The organism is Lentzea xerophila (assembly GCF_051094245.1).
In the GTDB taxonomy this organism is placed as follows: domain Bacteria; phylum Actinomycetota; class Actinomycetes; order Mycobacteriales; family Pseudonocardiaceae; genus Lentzea; species Lentzea xerophila.
In genome coordinates this window covers 9,007,757-9,024,984 of sequence record NZ_CP194934.1, presented here as the reverse complement: position 1 = coordinate 9,024,984, position 17,228 = coordinate 9,007,757, and the positions used below count along the sequence as shown (strand labels likewise).

General features: G+C 70.3%; 15 protein-coding genes. 1 reads left to right on the top strand and 14 read right to left on the bottom strand.

Annotation, left to right across the window (positions count from 1 at the left end):
* Nucleotides 1-23: 23 nt before the first annotated feature.
* Nucleotides 24-1,406, bottom strand: a complete 1,383-nt coding sequence (locus ACRSBM_RS43615; RefSeq protein WP_434452871.1) for an NAD(P)H-hydrate dehydratase — start codon at nt 1,404-1,406, stop codon at nt 24-26.
* Nucleotides 1,407-3,266, bottom strand: a complete 1,860-nt coding sequence (gene glmS / locus ACRSBM_RS43610) for a glutamine--fructose-6-phosphate transaminase (isomerizing) (RefSeq protein ID WP_434452870.1) — start codon at nt 3,264-3,266, stop codon at nt 1,407-1,409.
* A 134-nt stretch (nt 3,267-3,400) separates the two neighbouring features.
* Here glmS and ACRSBM_RS43605 point away from each other — a divergent pair, with 134 nt between their 5' ends.
* A complete protein-coding gene (locus tag ACRSBM_RS43605) occupies nt 3,401-4,228 on the top strand; it encodes a dienelactone hydrolase family protein (RefSeq protein ID WP_434452869.1) in 828 nt (275 codons plus the stop codon).
* A 100-nt stretch (nt 4,229-4,328) separates the two neighbouring features.
* Here ACRSBM_RS43605 and ACRSBM_RS43600 read toward each other — a convergent pair whose 3' ends face one another.
* From ACRSBM_RS43600 to ACRSBM_RS43545, 12 genes are all read right to left on the bottom strand, one after another.
* Nucleotides 4,329-4,766 (bottom strand): hypothetical protein, encoded by a 438-nt coding sequence (locus ACRSBM_RS43600; RefSeq protein WP_434452867.1) that lies wholly within the window; start codon nt 4,764-4,766, stop codon nt 4,329-4,331.
* The gene (locus ACRSBM_RS43595; protein WP_434452865.1) at nt 4,757-7,525 is read right to left on the bottom strand and encodes a hypothetical protein; all 2,769 of its coding nucleotides are present in this window, start codon (nt 7,523-7,525) and stop codon (nt 4,757-4,759) included. The genes ACRSBM_RS43600 and ACRSBM_RS43595 overlap by 10 nt, the downstream gene beginning before the upstream one ends.
* Nucleotides 7,526-7,531: 6 nt before the next feature.
* A complete protein-coding gene (locus ACRSBM_RS43590; RefSeq protein WP_434452863.1) occupies nt 7,532-7,795 on the bottom strand; it encodes a hypothetical protein in 264 nt (87 codons plus the stop codon).
* Between the two features lie 174 nt (nt 7,796-7,969).
* Nucleotides 7,970-8,194 carry a hypothetical protein gene (locus ACRSBM_RS43585; RefSeq protein WP_434452861.1) on the bottom strand — a complete coding sequence of 75 codons (225 nt, stop codon included), beginning with the start codon at nt 8,192-8,194 and terminating at the stop codon, nt 7,970-7,972.
* Nucleotides 8,195-8,220: 26 nt separating this feature from the next.
* Nucleotides 8,221-9,555 (bottom strand): phosphoglucosamine mutase, encoded by a 1,335-nt coding sequence (gene glmM, locus ACRSBM_RS43580; protein ID WP_434452859.1) that lies wholly within the window; start codon nt 9,553-9,555, stop codon nt 8,221-8,223.
* 347 nt (nt 9,556-9,902) lie between these two features.
* Complete coding sequence (rpsI, locus tag ACRSBM_RS43575; RefSeq protein WP_434452857.1) at nt 9,903-10,460, bottom strand: 30S ribosomal protein S9; 558 nt, start codon at nt 10,458-10,460, stop codon at nt 9,903-9,905.
* A gap of 26 nt (nt 10,461-10,486) precedes the next feature.
* The gene (gene rplM, locus ACRSBM_RS43570) at nt 10,487-10,930 is read right to left on the bottom strand and encodes a 50S ribosomal protein L13 (RefSeq protein WP_434452856.1); all 444 of its coding nucleotides are present in this window, start codon (nt 10,928-10,930) and stop codon (nt 10,487-10,489) included.
* Nucleotides 10,931-11,185: 255 nt separating this feature from the next.
* Nucleotides 11,186-11,467: a WXG100 family type VII secretion target gene (locus ACRSBM_RS43565; protein ID WP_434452853.1), complete on the bottom strand. Its 282-nt coding sequence runs from the start codon at nt 11,465-11,467 to the stop codon at nt 11,186-11,188.
* Between the two features lie 71 nt (nt 11,468-11,538).
* Nucleotides 11,539-11,850, bottom strand: coding sequence for a WXG100 family type VII secretion target (locus ACRSBM_RS43560; RefSeq protein WP_434452851.1), 312 nt, complete (start codon nt 11,848-11,850; stop codon nt 11,539-11,541).
* Between the two features lie 145 nt (nt 11,851-11,995).
* A complete protein-coding gene (locus tag ACRSBM_RS43555; RefSeq protein WP_434452849.1) occupies nt 11,996-12,391 on the bottom strand; it encodes a hypothetical protein in 396 nt (131 codons plus the stop codon).
* Between the two features lie 23 nt (nt 12,392-12,414).
* Entirely contained in the window at nt 12,415-14,235 is a 1,821-nt protein-coding gene (locus ACRSBM_RS43550; protein WP_434452848.1) for a type VII secretion-associated protein, read from the bottom strand.
* A gap of 82 nt (nt 14,236-14,317) precedes the next feature.
* On the bottom strand, nt 14,318-16,972 hold the full coding sequence (locus tag ACRSBM_RS43545; protein WP_434452846.1) for a BTAD domain-containing putative transcriptional regulator: 2,655 nt from the start codon (nt 16,970-16,972) through the stop codon (nt 14,318-14,320).
* Nucleotides 16,973-17,228: the final 256 nt, after the last annotated feature.

The window sequence follows — 17,228 nt, the reverse complement described above, 5'->3', positions numbered from 1 at the left end:
GCTCATCAGGTGTGAGCGAGCGCTCAGGCCAGGCGTAGTGCCCTGATCGCAGTGGGGATCGCCTCCATCAGACCGGACGCGGGCACCGGCGCACCGGCGGCGCCCAGTTCAGCGGCCAGAACGTGCAGGTAGGCCGCGTAGCCGGCGGCCAGGAACGGGTCCAGCCCGCTCGCCAGCAGCGCGCCGATGATGCCGGAGAGCACGTCCCCGGACCCCGCCGTCGCGGGCCACGACGACGTGGCCGAGTTGACCAGTGCCCGTCCGTCCGGCGCCGCCACGACGGTGCGATGCCCCTTGAGCAGCACCACGGCGTCGAACCGCTGGGCGGCTTTCCTGGCCGCGGCGACGCGGTCCTGGCCCACCGGGCCGGCCAGCCGTTCGAACTCGCGGTCGTGCGGGGTCAGCACCAGCGCGGAGTCGGGGTCGCGGGCGTCCCACAGCTCGGGGTGCTGGGCCAGCAACGTGATGGCGTCCGCGTCGGCGATCACCGGCACGTTCGCGTCCAGCACGAACCGCAGGACCTCGGCGGAGGAGCTGCCGGTGCCCATGCCGGGACCGACGACCCACGCCTGGACGCGTCCCGCGTCGGTGATCGAGCCGGTGCAGATCGTCTCGGGCCAGCGCGCGCGGATGGCGTCGGCGGCAGGCCCGGCGTAACGGACCATGCCCGAGGTGGCGAGCACGGCTGCGCCGGTGGACAGCACGGCGGCGCCCGGATAGGTCGCGCTGCCGGCCGCCACCCCCGTGACGCCCTGGGTGTACTTGTCGTCGGACGGGCCCGGCACCGGCCAGGCGATGTCGGAGCGGTCCAGCAGCACGAAGTCGGGATCGGCCGGGCGCAGTCCGATGTCGACCAGGTGCACCTCGCCGCAGTCGGCCAGCGCGTGCACCGGCTTCAGGCAGCCGAACGTGACGGTGGTGTGGGCCTGGACGTGCGGCCCGGTGATCTCGCCGGTGTCCGGGTCGATGCCGGACGGCAGGTCCACCGCGAGGATCGGTGCCCGCACGCCTGCGACCAGAGCGGCCGCGTCCGGACGCAGGGGACCGCGCGCGGAAAGGCCGACGATGCCGTCGATGACGAGGTCAGGAGTGCCCACCTCGGAGACGATCCGGCCACCGGCCCGGCGGAAGGCCCGGAGGCCCTCAGCGTGCGCCTTCGCCGGGTTCAGCAGCACGGCGGACACCGCGACCCCGCGGCGGCGCAGGAAGTACCCGGCCCACAGGGCGTCGCCGCCGTTGTTGCCCGCACCCACGAGCAACGTCACCCGGCGGCGGCCCCGCAGCAGCCTGAGGGCGTGGGTGGCCACACCGAACGCGGCCTTGCGCATCAGCGAGCCCGGCGGAACCACCGCCATGAGCTCTTCCTCAGCGGCCTTGACCCGTTCGGTGTGCCAGACGCCCCTCACTCACTCGACGGTAACGGACTTCGCCAGGTTGCGAGGCTTGTCCACGTCGTAGCCGCGGCTGCGCGCGATCTCGGCCGCGAGCACCTGCAGCGGCACCGTCGAGATGAGCGGCTGCAGCAGCGTCGGGACGGCCGGGATCTCGATCAGGTGGTCGGCGAACGGGCGCACGGTCTCGTCGCCCTCCTCGGCGATCACGATCGTGCGGGCGCCACGGGCCTGGATCTCGCTGATGTTCGACACCAGCTTCGAGTGCAGGACGGCACGGCCCTTCGGCGACGGCATCACGACGACCACCGGGAGGTCCTTCTCGATCAGCGCGATCGGACCGTGCTTGAGCTCGCCGGCCGCGAAGCCCTCGGCGTGCATGTAGGCGAGCTCCTTGAGCTTGAGCGCGCCCTCCAGTGCCACCGGGTAGCCGACGTGGCGGCCGAGGAACAGCACCGCCTTCGAGTCGGCGAGCTCGCGACCGAGCGTGCGGACCTGCTCGACGGTGCCGAGCACGCGCTGCACGGCGGCGGGCATGGCCTCCAGCTCGTGGAACTCGCGGGCGACCTCGTCCGGGTACTTGGTGCCGCGCGCCTGCGCCAGGGCCAGGCCGACGAGGTAGTTCGCGGCGATCTGGGCGAGGAACGCCTTCGTCGACGCGACACCGATCTCCGGACCGGCGTGCGTGTAGAGCACGGCGTCGGACTCACGCGGGATCTGCGCGCCGTTGGTGTTGCAGACGGCCAGGACGCGGGCCTTCTGCGCACGGGCGTGGCGCACGGCCTCCAGCGTGTCCGCGGTCTCGCCGGACTGCGACACGGCGACGACGAGCGTGTCGCGGTCGAGCACCGGGTCGCGGTAGCGGAACTCGGAGGCCAGCTCGACCTCGACGGGCAGGCGGGTCCAGTGCTCGATCGCGTACTTCGCGACGAGACCGGAGTGGTACGCGCTGCCGCAGGCGATCACGAAGACCTTGTCGACGTCGCGCAGGTCCTGGTCGGACAGGCGCTGCTCGTCGAGGACGATCCGGCCGTTCGCGAAGTGGCCGCGCAGCGTGTTCGCCAGCGCCTCCGGCTGCTCCTCGATCTCCTTGAGCATGAAGTACTCGTGGCCGCCCTTCTCGGCGGCGCTGAGGTCCCAGTTCACCGTGAACGGCTTGGCCTCGGCCGGCTCGCCGTCGAAGTCGGTGACCTCGTACCCGTCGCGGGTCAGCACGACCATCTGGTCCTGGCCCAGTTCGACGGCCTCGCGGGTGTGCGCGATGAACGCGGCGACGTCGCTCGCGACGAAGTACTCGTTCTCACCGACACCCACGACCAGGGGCGAGTTGCGGCGCGCGGCGACGACCTGGTCCGGCTCGTCGGCGTGCGTGATCACGAGGGTGAACGCGCCCTCGAGCCTGCGCGCGATCTTGCGCACGCTGGCGGGCAGGTCGCCCTTCGTGTCGCCCTCCGCGTACGCGAACGCCACGAGGTGCGCGACCGTCTCGGTGTCGGTGTCGGACGCCATCTCGACGCCGAGGCCTTCGAGCTCGGCGCGCAGCGCGAGGAAGTTCTCGATGATGCCGTTGTGCACCACGGCGACGCGGTTGGACGCGTCGCGGTGCGGGTGCGAGTTGCGGTCGATCGGCGCACCGTGCGTCGCCCACCGCGTGTGGCCCATGCCGACGGTGCCCGCGAAGTTGTCGCGGCCCACCTCGTCGAGCCTCGTCTCCAGGTTCTGCAGACGACCTGCCTTGCGTTCGACGGCGAGGTCGTCGCCCGTCACGACCGCGACGCCTGCCGAGTCGTAACCCCGGTACTCGAGCCGCCTCAGCCCGTCCAGCACGACGTCGAGCGCCGCCTGGTGACCCACGTATCCCACGATTCCGCACACGGAAAACAGACTAGCTAGACCACGCCCCCAACCCTAATGAGCGAGCGTGCTCGGTTTGCGCAGGTCAGCAGCGCGTATGGTGTAGACCAATCTTGGGTGTGGTGCGCACGACAGGATCGACTACGGTTCACGGCATGGCTCGCCGCGTGATCACGCTGACCGCGAAACAGGCCCTTGAGCAGCTGAGCAGGCCCGGCCCGCACCCCGTGCTGCGCGGCGACCTCGCGCTCGTGGGCCTGCCGGGCGTGATCTTCACGCCCCGGTCCGGCCTCGGTCTGCCCGCCCTCGCGTTCGGACACGGCTGGATGCAGCCCGTTCGCCGCTACCACGGGCTTTTGCGGCACCTGGCGTCGTGGGGCGTGGTCGCCGCGGCACCGGCCGTGGAGCGCGGGCCGCTGCTGTCGTCACGGGTGCTGGCGGCGAACCTGCTGACCACTTTGGACATCTGCACCGGCGTGCGGCTGGGCGCCGGCGAGATCAGCGTGGACCCGTCCCGGCTGGCCCTCGCCGGGCACTCGATGGGCGGTGGCGCGGCCGTGCTGGCGGCGTCCGAGTCCGAGCGCGTCCGAGCCGTTGTGACTTTGGCCGCAACGGAGACGCGCCCGTCCGCACTGGACGCCGCACGTTCCGTCCGCGTGCCCGGACTGCACCTCGCGGCGGGCGAGGACCGCATCGCGCCACCGGTCGGCCACTCCGAGGCGATCGCGTCCGCGTGGGGCGGCCCCGTGCAACTGCGCCTGCTGCCCAAGGCCTCGCACCTCGGGTTCACCGAGGGCAGGCACTGGAGCGAACTCATGCTCGACGGGCACTCCGAGCGGGGATCGCACAAACTCGGCCGCGCGTTCGTGACCGCGTTCATGCTGCGGGTGCTGACCGGCGACCGGACGTACGACGCCCTGCTGGACAGCGACCTGAAGAACGCGAGCCTCGTCTTCCAGCGGGAAGCCCTGCGCACGCGCTGACGCGCCCACGCCCGTCCCGGTACCGAGGTTGATGGGGGGAGCTTTCCTCAACCTGAGGCTGAGGAAAGCTCCCCCCATCGACGTTGTCTCGCGGCCTGGCTCAGCTGAGCCAGGTCTGGCCGCTCAGGTCGTCATCGTCGTCCACCGGCGCCGGGCGGCGCGGGCGGGCGGGTGGCGGCGGCGGAGCGACCGGAGGTGCCACCGGTGGCGGGGGCGGCGGAGCGGACACCGGCGGCCGGTAGCCGCCGTCGTCGTCCTCCGGGCCGAAGGCGAGCTCGCCGGTGCCGCGTTCCGGACGCTCCCACTGCGGCTTGCGCGGCTGCGCCTTCTCGCCCTGCTTGCCCAGGGTCTCGGCGCTGTCGCGGGCCGCGGCGAGATCGCTCTTGTGCTTTTCCTCGCGTGCCTCGACGGCCGCGGCGACGCGGTCCTGGCCGGCCTTGAGCTCGGCCGAGACCTCGGTGGTGGCACGGCGGGTCCGGGCGAGGTTGTCGTCGTACAGCGCCTGGACCCGCGGGTCCACGTCCCCGATCATCGCCATGGGTTGGCGGCCTCCCCTCGGTCGTCGCCCAGCGTGGTCTGCATGGCGCTCAACGGGTTGTTGTTGTCATCGTCGAACAACGTGCCCGTGGTGCGCCACTGGCTGGCTCCCCGCTCGGTGTCGCCGCCCTGCTGACCACCGGCCCCGGCACCGGCCATGCCGCCGCCCATCATCCCGCCGCCCATCATGCCGCCGGACGACGCACCGGTCGGCGCCTGGCCGTGGGCGTCCTGCATCGACGGCAGGTTCGCGGAGCCGGGCTGGCCGGCCTCGGAGGTGTTCGTGTCGAACGAGCCACCGCTGCTGTCGCTGCCGTTCGGGCTGCTCCACACGCTGTCCGCGTTCGAGCCGCCGAGCACGGACTCGCCGCTGCTGCTGCCACCACCGGTGAACGAGACGCCGGAAGCCGTCGTGCTGTCCGAGCTCTGCGCGTACAGCGGGCCTTCCGCGGCGACCCGCTGCTCGCCGACGTGCGGCATGATGCCGTTGTCCTCGATGTAGCTGCGGCCCATCGACTCCTGGAACCGCTCGCCCAGACCGGGACCGTCCTGGCCGGGCGGGTTCCACACCTGCTGGTCGGTTGCGGAGGCCGGCGCGGGCATCGGCTGGAACTCGGCCTCGGCGGGCATCGTGGTGACGCCGCCCTCGGCCGGCATCGGCTGGAACTCGCCCTCGGCCGGCATCGTCGTGAAGCCGCCCTCGCCCGGCACGGGCTGCGGGAACTCCGACTCGGGCAGGCGCAGGCCGTCTTCGAGCCGTGCGCCGTCCCCACCGCCGCGACCGCCCTCGGTGCCTTCACCGGTGGTGGAGTCAGGGGTCTGCGCGGCGGGGTTGGGGTCCTCGCCGAAGCTCACGCCGATCTGGTCGGGCGTGCCATCGCCGTTGTCCGCGGTCAGGTTGATCTCGCCGGTCTCGGCGTTGACCTCGGCGGTGAAGTTGACGCCGTCCTGCTCGATGTGGATCTTGCCGTCGGCGCCGACCTCGACCGGGATCGGGTTCGACTCCGAACCCAGCGGTCCGGTGCCGGGCGCGGCACCGCCGCCGGGCGCCGGCGTGCTTCCCGGAGTGGCACCGGGCGCCGCCGTGGCCTGGGGCGTGCCCGAACCGGTGAGCGTGTTGGCCATGTTCGTGATGGCCTGCTCGCCGTTCTGGCCCATCAGGGCCTTGGCGGCCTCGGGGTTCTTGCTGAAGTCGAGGTCGTAGGTCTTCGGCTCGCCCTTGGGCGTGTCGATCGTCATCTTCACGTGCCCGTTCGAGTCGGGCTCCGTGACCGTGATCGTGTTGTCGCCGGCCTTGACCGTGACGCTCTCGAGCTCTTCCTCCGGCTTGGGCTGGTCCGGCTTGCCGTCGCCGTCGAGGTCGTCGGGCTTGCCGTCGCCGTCGGTGTCACCGGGGACGTCGGGCTTGCCGTCGCCGTCCTTGTCGAGCGGGTTCTCCGGCTTCGGGATCTCCGGCGTACCGCCGCCCCCGCCCCCGTTGGAACCGCCGCCGCCACCACCGTTGGAACCGCCGCCACCGCCGCCGTTGTTGACGTTCTGGCGTCCGTTACCGGTCTCGGTGAACGACGGCGGGTCGCCGACCTGCTGGAACGGGTCGCCCCCGAACGCGGAGGTGAGGCCCTTGAACATCGCGTCGTAGTCGGCCTGGACGCCGGCCTGCACGGCCTCGCAGTAGCCGTCGAACGCCTTCTTCTTGGTGTCGAACTCCTCGCAGAGCGCCTTCAGCTTCTGCTTGGCCTCGTTGATGATGTTGTCGCGGGTGTTGCCGACCCAGGTGCCCCAGCCGAGACCGACGAGCGCGCCGGGCAGGCCACCACCGCAGATGGCACCCATGATGGCGCCCGAGATCGGGCCGGGAACGCCGGCGATCCAGTCGAGGATGCCGCCGTCGTTCTCGTAGAGGTCGCCGTTCGCGTGCCGGATCGCGGTCTCGGCCTCCTCGACGGACAGGCCGCCGCACTTCTCCGAGTACTGGTCGTGGATCTGCTGCGCGAAGTCCTTGACGTGCTTCTGGATGTTGGTCACGCCGCCGGTGATCGCACCGGGGCCCGTGCCCGACTTCTGGATGAACGTCTTCGCGGTGGTGGCGAACTTGTCGTGGTAGCCGCGAGCGGCCTCGGCCGCCGGGCCCTCCCACGAGCCGAGCCCGTTCCACGCGGTGCCCAGCTGGTTGTCGTGGCTCTCGGCCTTCTTGACGTTCTCGGTGAGCTTGTGCGCGTCTTCGCGGAACTTCGCGAAGTCGATGTCGCGGACCTCGTCGTAGCGGCGGTAGATGTCGCTCTGCAGGTTCGGCGCGGCGCCCTGGTGACCGCAGGCCGGCGCGGCCTTGGCGTAGACCGGGATGAACTTCTCGAAGAACCGCAGACCGGGGGCGCCGGCGTCGAGCAGCGTGTTGCTGTTCGGAACGTCGCCCTGCTCGTTCAGCACCTTCTGGGTGGCGCCGAGCTCGCGCTCCTCGCCCGCCTTCTTGACGAGCTTGTCGGCCTCCTCGCCCTCCATCGTGAAGGCGCCGTGGTCGATCTCCTTGCGGACGTTGTTGGACGCGCTGAAGCCCAGCGTCAACGGCGCGAGCACCGCGCCCACCACGTGATCGCCCACGCTCGGGTCGTCCGGGACGTCCACCCCGTTGGCCTTGCCGTAGCGCTCGACCTCTTCCTGGGGAGCGCCGGCGCCGGCGAGGGCGCGGACGAGTTCCTTCTTGGTCTCCGGCGTGACGTTCGGGTCGTCGAGGAGCTTCTTGATCTCGTTCTGATCCGCCACGGCCCGTTACCCCTTGAACTGACTCGAGGTCTGCGCCTCGTTCGACTCGTAGGTCTTGGCGACGTCCTTCAGGCGCGTGGCGATGCCGGTCGCCTCTTTGCCGAACTTCTCGAGGCTCGTGCCGAACTGGTCGAAGAAGGTCTTGTACTGCGCGGCGACACCCTGGAACTTGCGCCCGACCTGCCCGGCCCCCACGCCTGGTACGACCGAGGACTTCATCTGGACGAGTTGTGTTCCCTCGGCCTCGTACGTCCCCGCCGTCTTGGTCAAATCGCCGGACTGTACGCCGAACCCAGCCATTCTTCGCCTCCCCTGGTCCCCGATCTGACGCAATTCGGCCTCATCGGGTTCCGCCATACAGTGCCAGCTCGGATCACGCGGTGACCGGAGCTCCACGAGGTCGGTTGCCTTAGTAAACAGCCATTCGGCGTAGGTCGCCGACGATCACCACTGATCGGGTGGCCGTGGTTGCTGACCAGGCTGTTGCGGGAGCGGGGCACCCTGGTTCGGCGCGAACTGCTGCGGGTGGGGCTGCTGGGGATGGGGCTGCTGCGGGTAGCCGGGCGGGTACGGGGGCTGGGCGGGCTTACGCCCCGACATCGCGACCACGACGATGACGACCGTTGCCACACTTCCCAGCAGCACCAGGAGTACGAGCAACATCAACATCGACATCTCCAGCCCCCCAACGGTCCTCAGTGCACCGAGGAAACCACACCCGCCAGGCGTTGCGCTGCCGACTCGGCCTGTTCGTGACTCGTGGCTTCGACCATCACCCGCACGAGCTGCTCGGTGCCGGACGGGCGCAGCAGCACGCGGCCGGTGTCGCCGAGCTCGGCCTCGACGGCGGCGACGGCCTCGCTGACCGACGCGGCCTTGGCGACGGCGGCCTTGTCGGTCACCTTCACGTTGATCAGGACCTGCGGCAGGCGGCGCATCACCGAGGCGAGGTCGGCGAGCGACTTGCCGGTCTCGGCCATGCGGGCCATCAGCCGCAGCGCGGTCAGCAGGCCGTCGCCGGTGGTGGCGTGCGCGGGCAGCACGACGTGGCCGGACTGCTCACCGCCGAGCGAGTAGCCGCCGGCCTTGAGGTCCTGCAGCACGTAGCGGTCGCCGACGGCGGTGGTGCGCAGCCGGATTTTGGACTCCCGCATCGCGATGTGCAGGCCGAGGTTGCTCATCACGGTGGCGACGAGCGTGTCCTCGAACAGCTCACCCGCGTCGCGCATGGCGATCGCGAGCACGGCGAGGATCTGGTCACCGTCGACCGGGTCGCCGTTGGCGTCCACCGCGAGGCAGCGGTCCGCGTCGCCGTCGTGGGCGATACCGAGATCGGCGCCGTGCTCGCGGACGGCGGCGGCGACGACGTCGATGTGAGTGGAACCACAGCCGTCGTTGATGTTGAGGCCGTCCGGGTTCGCGTTGATCGCGATCACCTCGGCCCCCGCGCGGCGGTAGGCGTCCGGAGCGGCCACCGACGCGGCGCCGTTCGCGCAGTCCACCACGACCTTGAGGCCGTCCAGGCGGTGCGGGGTGACCTTGAGCAGGTGCTCGACGTACTGGGTCTCGGCGTCGGGAACGTCACGCACCCGGCCGATGGCGGCACCGGTCGGGCGGTCGAACCCGCTGCCCATGTGCTGCTCGATCTCGTCCTCGACCGCGTCGGGCAGCTTGTGGCCACCGGCGGCGAAGAGCTTGATCCCGTTGTCCGGCATCGCGTTGTGCGACGCGGAGATCATCACGCCGATGTCGGCGCCGAGCGCGGAGACCAGGTAGGCGACGGCGGGCGTGGGCAGTGCGCCGACCCGCAGCACGTCCGCACCGGCCGAGGTGAGGCCCGCGGTGACGGCGGCGTCGAGCATCTCGCTGCTCGCCCTGGGATCGCGGCCGACGACGGCGACCGGGCGGTGGGAGCGGTCGTGCTCGGCGAGCACCCGCGCCGCCGCGGCGGCGACGGACAGCGCGAGCTCAGGGGTGAGATCGGCGTTGGCGAGACCGCGTACTCCGTCGGTGCCGAACAGGCGGGCCATGGAACCTCCGATGAGGACTGCGAGGCGGCGGGAAAGACCCGGAAAACACTGCGGGAGCAGCAGTTCGAGGTGAACTGCTGCTCCCACAGGTATAGCTGAGGCTCGGGGCACGGGTGTCCCCGCATCCATCGCGGTTCGAGCCGAGGTCTGAAGTAGACACGGCTCGCCCAGCGACGAAGACCCTCGGGGTGCGGGGTGTCCCCGCAGTCACCGGGTTCGAGCCGAGGTCTGAAGCAGACACGGCTCGCCCAGCGAAGAACGCCCTCGGGGTGCGGGGTGTCCCCGCAGTCACCGGGTTCGAGCCGAGGTCTGACGAAGCAGACACGGCTCGCCCAGCGAAGAACCCGTCAGCGCTTGGAGTACTGAGGCGCCTTGCGGGCCTTCTTCAGACCGTACTTCTTGCGCTCCTTGACCCTCGGGTCACGGGTGAGGAAGCCGGCCTTCTTGAGCACCGGGCGGTCCTCGGAGTCGACGGCGATCAGCGCACGCGCGATGGCGAGACGCAGCGCACCGGCCTGGCCGGTGATGCCGCCGCCACGCAGGTTGGCGATCACGTCGAAGGTCTCGGGCTTCTCCGTGGTGACGAGCGGCTCCTTGATGAGCTGCTGGTGCACCTTGTTCGGGAAGTAGGCCTCGAGGGTCTTGCCGTTCAGCGTGAACTTGCCGGTGCCGGGCACGAGGCGGACGCGGACGACGGCCTCCTTGCGACGGCCGACAGTCTGCGCGAGGTGCGCGGCGCCGTTCAGCGAGGGAGCGACGACCACCGGTGCGGAGGCTTCTTCCTCGACGACCTCAGCCTCAGCGGCCTCGGCCTCGGGAGCAGCCTCGACGACCTCGGCCTCGACAACCTCAGCCTCGACCTCGGGGGTCTCGACCTCAGGGGTCTCGTTCTCAGGGGTGGTCACAGGAACTTCCTCGGTGTACTCGTCGCTCACTGGGCGATCTTCTTGATCTCGAAGGTCTCCGGCTGCTGCGCCGCGTGCGGGTGGCTCGGCCCGCTGTAGACCTTCAGCTTGTTCGCGATCTGGCGGCCCAGGCGGTTCTTGGGCAGCATGCCCTTGATCGCCTTCTCCACCAGCCGGTCCGGACGGGTGTCCAGGACCTCGCCGAAGGACTGCTTGCGCAGACCACCGGGGAAGCCGGAGTGGCGGTACTGGAACGCCTGGTCGCGCTTCGAGCCGGTCAGTGCGACCTTGTCAGCGTTGATGATGACAACGAAGTCACCAGTGTCAACGTGAGGCGCATAAGTCGGCTTGTGCTTGCCGCGCAGCAGCGTCGCGGCCTGGGTGGCGAGCCGGCCGAGCACCACGTCCTGGGCGTCGATCACGTGCCAGGTGCGGGTCACCTCACCGGGCTTCGGGCTGTACGTGCGCACGGATCTACCTCGTCGTCACTTGCGTCTGGGGTCACTGCGGCGGTTGCCCCAGACCGATCTTGGACTTGCCAAGCGGTGGTTCCGAGACAGGCGCGGCACACATGGGCGCCAGCTACCGCACAACAACGTAAGAAGATACCGGATGGGTGGGGCGGGGACCAAAACGGCCCCTCCGAAGCCACCTTCTCCGGACGTACGCGAGCCCCGGACCACGTGGTTCCGGGGCTCGCGAAGGTAGGGCGACTGGCGGCCGGCTCAGCCCCAGCGGGAGGCGTTGCGGCGCTCACCCTCCTGGTAGGCCTCGGCGGCCGACTGAACGGCGACACCGATGGAGGAGAGCACCTGTGCCAGTTCGGCGGCGGCGGTGTCCCACTGGCGCTGGGCGTTGTTGTACGCCTCGGAGCTCTCGCCTTCGTAGCCGGCGAGCACGTTCTTGACGCGACCCTCCAGCGCCTCCAGCTCACCGGTGATCTTGCCGTACGCGCTGTTGATCTGCGACGAGGCGTTCATCAGCTCGCCGAAAGTAACCTTGATCATTGCTTTTGTCCCCTTGAGTACCGAAGAAGTCCGACGATGGAGATACTTGCCTAGCCAGAACGCGGGAGAGGTCAGCCGAGACGGCCGGCGATGCCCGTCATGGACCCGCCCTGCTCGTCTTCCCGGACCTCCATGTCCTGCGCCGTGCCGGCGAGGCCCTCGCCGATGACCTCGAGGGCCTGCTGCAGCTTGGTCTGGCTCTCGCGGTAGCGCTCCATCAGCTTGCTGAACGCCACAGCCGCGGGACCCTCCCACGAACCCCTCAGCGTCTCGCAGGTCGACTGGACCCCGCGAAGGATGCCGTCGAACTCCGACTTGGCGTTGTTGACGTCCCTGGAGAGGGTCGCGATCTCCTGCGGAGTCGCGTTAAAGCCACCAGCCATTGCAGATCCCCTTAGTTTGGTACGTGGGCCGTACTACTTGGTTCGTACGCCTCTTCCGACGAGAACCCTGCCACGCCGGTTCCATCCTGTCCCGAGATGGTTCCAAGTAGTTGCTCAAGTAAACGGACCGCAGGCGCGAGAAGGTTCAATACAGGATTCGCGACTGCGAAAAGTCCTCGTCATCGTCACTCACACGGGGAAGCTGACCACTCGGACCGGCGACGGCCGCGGAACCGAGAGTGGCCGGTTTCGTCTCAACTGGAGCAGTGACCGGCGGCGCGGTCAGTTCCGTGGCGTCCGGCACCTGTTCGACCGGCAGGCCGCGGTCGACGCGGAACCCCTTTGCTGCATCCCGGACGTCGCTAGAAGTGGCTTGAGCACCGGGCTCCACTTTGCGCTCACGGGCCTGCGCGGCCAGGTCACGAGTGCGTTGCCGCAGGTTGGCATTGCGTTCACCGATCTCGCCCGAGGCGCGGCGGGCGCGCGTGACGGCGGCTCCGACCTCGGCGCGGAACCGGGCGAGGACCTCGGTGGCGGACATCGGCGACTCCCTGGATCTTGCGGCTACGACTTGATGACCAGCGTGCGGACGATCTGCTCGCAGGCGGCGCTGACCTGGGCCTGCGTGGCTCCGGTCGCCTGGCAGCCCACGCTCACCTGGACCTTGCCGGCGAACTGGATGTACCACTCGACCCCGGTCGACCCGACCGCTTCGCGATAGTGAACAACAGACTTCCCCGCGAATGTGGCGTCGTCGGCGAAGTCGGCGACGCCATCGCCATTGTCCTTGCGTTCCTGATATGTGCGCTTCAACTCACTCAACGCGCGAGGACGATCCTGGTCGCTGTTATAGGTGAGAATTTGCTCCTGCACAGCAATGCGCGCTTCCGGTTGTTTGCTATCGGAATTCCCGCGCTCGATCGGTTGCAAAAGCACCTGCCGGTCGCCGGCCGCGCCGCCCGTCTGCTCCCAGCCGTCCGGCCGGGTGAAGCTGTAGTCGTAGACGGCGATCTGAGTGCCCGGCGGGGTGGGCTGCCGCGTCTCCTCGCGGGAGAGCCAGAAGTAGCCGCCGATCCCGGCCGCCACGAGCACGGCCACGACACCGACGACGACGAACAGCGGCGCCCTGCTCTTCTTCGGGGGATGCTGCGGCGACGCAGTGGGGAACGACACCGGGAACTGCCCGGGGGGCGGCGGCTGGATCCGGCGGGTGATCTTGCGGGTGGTGTCGTCGCCGACCCGCAGGTTGTGAGTCACCTCACCGGATGAACCTTGCGGCTGCTGGCGGGCCTGTTGCGAGGCCATGCCCCCGGTCCGTTCCGGGTCGAGGCTCACCGCCCGCAGCGCACCACGGGCGACGACGGTCTCCGGCTGGTCGATGCTCGTCGGCACCACCCGGAGGTGGTCGTGCACCAGTCTCGCGACGAGCGGGATCCGGCTGGACCCGCCGACGAGAAAGACCCCGGCGAGCTGCTGGGGCTGCAGCCCGGCGTCGCGCACGGCGGCACCGGCCAGCGCGGCCGCCCGGCTCAGCGGCGCGGTGATCAGCTGCTCCAGGTCCGAGCGCGTCACGTGCGCGTCGGGAAACGGCGGCGGCATCGGCACGTCGGTGTAGGCGTGCCGGGACAACGTCTCCTTGGCGCCCCGCACGTCCTGCCGCAGCACCCGTCGCTTGCGCCGGTCCGCCATCTCGCGGCCCTCGACGAGCTGCCGCCACGCCTCGGGGTCCTTGGCCGCCACCAGCCCGCCGACGTGCTCCAGCAACGCCTGGTCGATGTCCGCGCCACCGAAGCTCGGATCACCCTTGGCCGACAGCACCCGGAAGCTCTTGCCCGCGCGCGCCACCACGCTCGCGTCGACCGTGCCGCCACCGAGGTCGAGCACGGCGAGCGCGGCACCGTCCGGAATGGAGTGGCTCGCGGAGTGGAAGACGGCGGCGGCGACGGGTTCGGGCACCAGCACGACCTCACGGCCGAGTCCGCGCGCCGCCTGGAGCAGCACGCGGGTGCGGACCGTGCCCCAGTCCGCGGGGTGGGTGAGGACGAGGAGATCGACCGGCGCTCCGCCACCGACACGCCGTGCTTCTCCCACGGCCCGTGTCAGCACCGCGCGCACAACGTCCACAACGGGCAGCACTGTGCTACCGAGCAGCAACTCCCCCTCGTCGACGCGGCGCTTCGGGTGCGGCTCATAGCGAGCGGGGTCGACCGCGGCCTGACGCTCGGCCTCCTGCCCGACGAACACCGTGCCGTCGGCCGCCGCGAACACGGCGGACGGCACCAGCGGCTGGCCGTCGAACACGACGACCTGCGGCTCCCGGCCGTGCGCGGAGATCGCGACGCAGGTGCTCGAAGTGCCGAAGTCGACCGCGACGTGCAGGCTCATGCACCTTCCCCTCTTTCGCGCACATGCTTACCCGATACGACTGACCTGGACGACACGGATGACGAAGGTCGGCTCAACGAGTTCAGCGCAACGCCGCGACCCGCGCGGCCAGCGCGTCCGCCCGGACGTCGCCCCGTGAGCGGTAGATGTCAGCGGCCTCCTGCCAGGCAGCCGCGGCTTCGTCGAGCCGGCCCTGGCCGACGAGCACGTCACCGATCAGCCCCAGACCCTCGGTCACACCGTCGGTGTCGCCCATCCTCCTCATCACCTCCACGACCGCACGCAGCTCCGGCTCGGCCTCGGCGTACCTGCCCGCACCGGCGAGCGCGGCGGCGCGGTAGCCGCGCACGCGAGTGACGAGGAACTCGTCATCGAGCCGGGCTGCCAGCGGCGCGGCGAGGTCCGACTCCGCCAGGGCCTCCGCCCACCGCTCGTCGCGGTTGAACCGACTGGCCAGGTTGCAGTGCAGGATGGTCTGCCGGTAGACGTCGTCGATCTCGACCGCGATGGCGAGGGCCTCGCGGATCGAGGCCTCCGCTTCTTCACGGCGCCCGAGCGTGCTGTAGGTCCTGGACAGGTTGGTCAGCACTCCCGCGACCAAGGCCGGCTCACCCATCGCTCGCACGAGCGGCAGCCCGATCTCGAAGTTGCGCAGTGCGTCCTCCTGCCGGCCAAGAAAGTCGTAGAGAGCGGCCAGCTTGGTGCGAACGAGCCCCTGCTCGCCCACCGGCCCGAAGCCGCACACCGCCTCGAACAGATCGATCGCGTCGTGCCGGTGGGTGCTGTCGACGACGAGGTAGCTGAGCAACTGGACCGGAATCACCATGGCCTGCCGCTCCCAGCCTCGTGCGAGCGCGGCGAACGCGACCGCCTTGAGGTTGGCCCACTCCTGCCGGCGCCACCTGAACCCGTCGGACCACGACGCGAAGCCCTGAGGCACCACGTCGGTGGTCAAGGCGTCAGCGCGCATGCTGATCTGCGCCGGGTCAAGGGAAGTCGCGTTCTCGAGCGTGTGGACGTACCACTCGGTCAGCCGTAGCGCCGCGTCTTCGTCATCACCGCACAGCTCAGCCGAGTACGCGCGCAGCAGGTCGTGCAGGTCGTACCGCCCAGGAGTGCGCGACTGCACGAGGTGGTCCGCGACCAGCCGCTCCAGCAGACGACGGGCCCGGACGACGGACACACCGGCGAGCGCGGCTGCCGCGCCGACGTCGAAGTCCACACCGGGATGCACGGACAACAGCCGGAACATCCGCGCCGACTCGGCGTCCAAAGCCTTGTAGGACCAGGAGAACACCGCGCGCACGTCGATGTCGTCGAAGTCCGTCAGCGCGTCGAGCCTGGCTTCTTCCAGCTCGGCGACGAACTCCCGCAGCGACACGTCGGGGAAACGCGCGACCCGTTCCGCGAACACCCGCAGCGCCAACGGCAGTCCCGTGCACCGCTCGACGATCTCGCGCGCGGCTTCCGGTTCGGCGTCGAGCCGCGCGGCACCGAGCACGGCCGCGAGCAAGGTCAGCGCCGCGGCCACGTCCAGCTGGAGCAGACCGATCGCGGTGGCGTCGTGCTGCGCGACCAGTGCGCGGAACTGGTTGCGACTGGTGATCACCACGCGCACACCGGAGGTGCCGGGCAGCAGCGGCAGCACCTGCCGGGGCGAGGCGGCGTTGTCGAGCACCAGCAGCAGGCGCCGGTCGGCGAGTGTGGTGCGCAGCAACGCGAACCGCGCGTCCGGGTCAGCTGGGACGGCATCCACGCCCAGACCTGCGAGCAACGTCTCCGCCGCGGCGGCCGGGTCGACGGGTTGAGCCTCCGGGGCGAACCCGCGCAGGTCCAGGTAGAGGTCGCCGTCCGGGAACCGGTCCCGCGCCGCACGTGCCCAGTGCAGGGCCAGAGCGGTCTTCCCGACCCCGCCGACGCCGTGCACGACGGTGACTCCGCTCGTCTGGCCGAGCAGGCGCAGCTTGTCGTCGCGGCCGACGAAGTTCCGGATGCCGGCGGGCAGCTGCCGCGGCACCTGACGCCCGCCCGCGGGCACGTCACCGCGCAGGATCTGCCGGTGCAGCTCCTGCAGCGCCGGACCGGGATCGACACCGAGCTCGTCCGCGAGCTTCTCGCGGACCTGCTGGTAGGTGGCGAGAGCTTCGGCCTGCTGGCCCGCGCGGCACAGGGCCAGCATCAGGTACCGCCAGAACGACTCCCGCAACGGATGGTCGCCGACCAGCGACCTCAGCTCGGCGACGAGCTCGCGGCCGAGGCCGCGGTCCAGGTCGGCCTCCATACGCGACTCCAGCACGTCCAGCCGTTCGTCCTCGAGCCCCGGCACGTCGTCGCGGTGCAGCGAGTCCGAGGCGACGTTGCCGAGCACCGGACCGCGCCACAACGCCGACGCCGCACCGAAGTCACCGGCACCGGCCAGCGCGCGGAACCGCAGCAGGTCCAGCTGGTCCGGCTCGACCTCGGCGAGGTAACCGCCGGGCCGCGTCCGCACGCAGTCGGCAGGTGCCAGTGCGGACCTCAGCCGCGCCACCACCATGTGCAACGTCTTGCGCGCACGACCGGCCGTCGGCGGTGCGGAGTCCCAGATCCGCTCGACCAACTCGTCGACCGGCACGAACTGGTTGGGACGCAACAACAACGTCGCCAGCAACGTCTGCAGCCGACCGGCCGGCACCGCGACCGGCTCGCCGTCGAGCAACACCTCCAGCGGCCCCAGCACGCGGTACTCGGCTAGCACAGGTCCCTCCAGGTCACGGCCGGCCTAAACGGTACGTGATCGCGGTGTGAGCGAAGTGTGAGCGGGGTCGGGCAGAGTACTTCTCAGCGGTGCTGGTGGCAAAGGTTCCTGGGGGGCCACCAGCGCCGCTCACCAGTTTCCGGGCCTCGCCGGGAAACCCGGTCCGTCCCGCAGCGACCTGTGACCGATGTGTGAGCGTTCTCAGCGACTCTGTCAGTGGCCGGTCCCACCGCGGTCACTCCCTCTTCACCGCGGC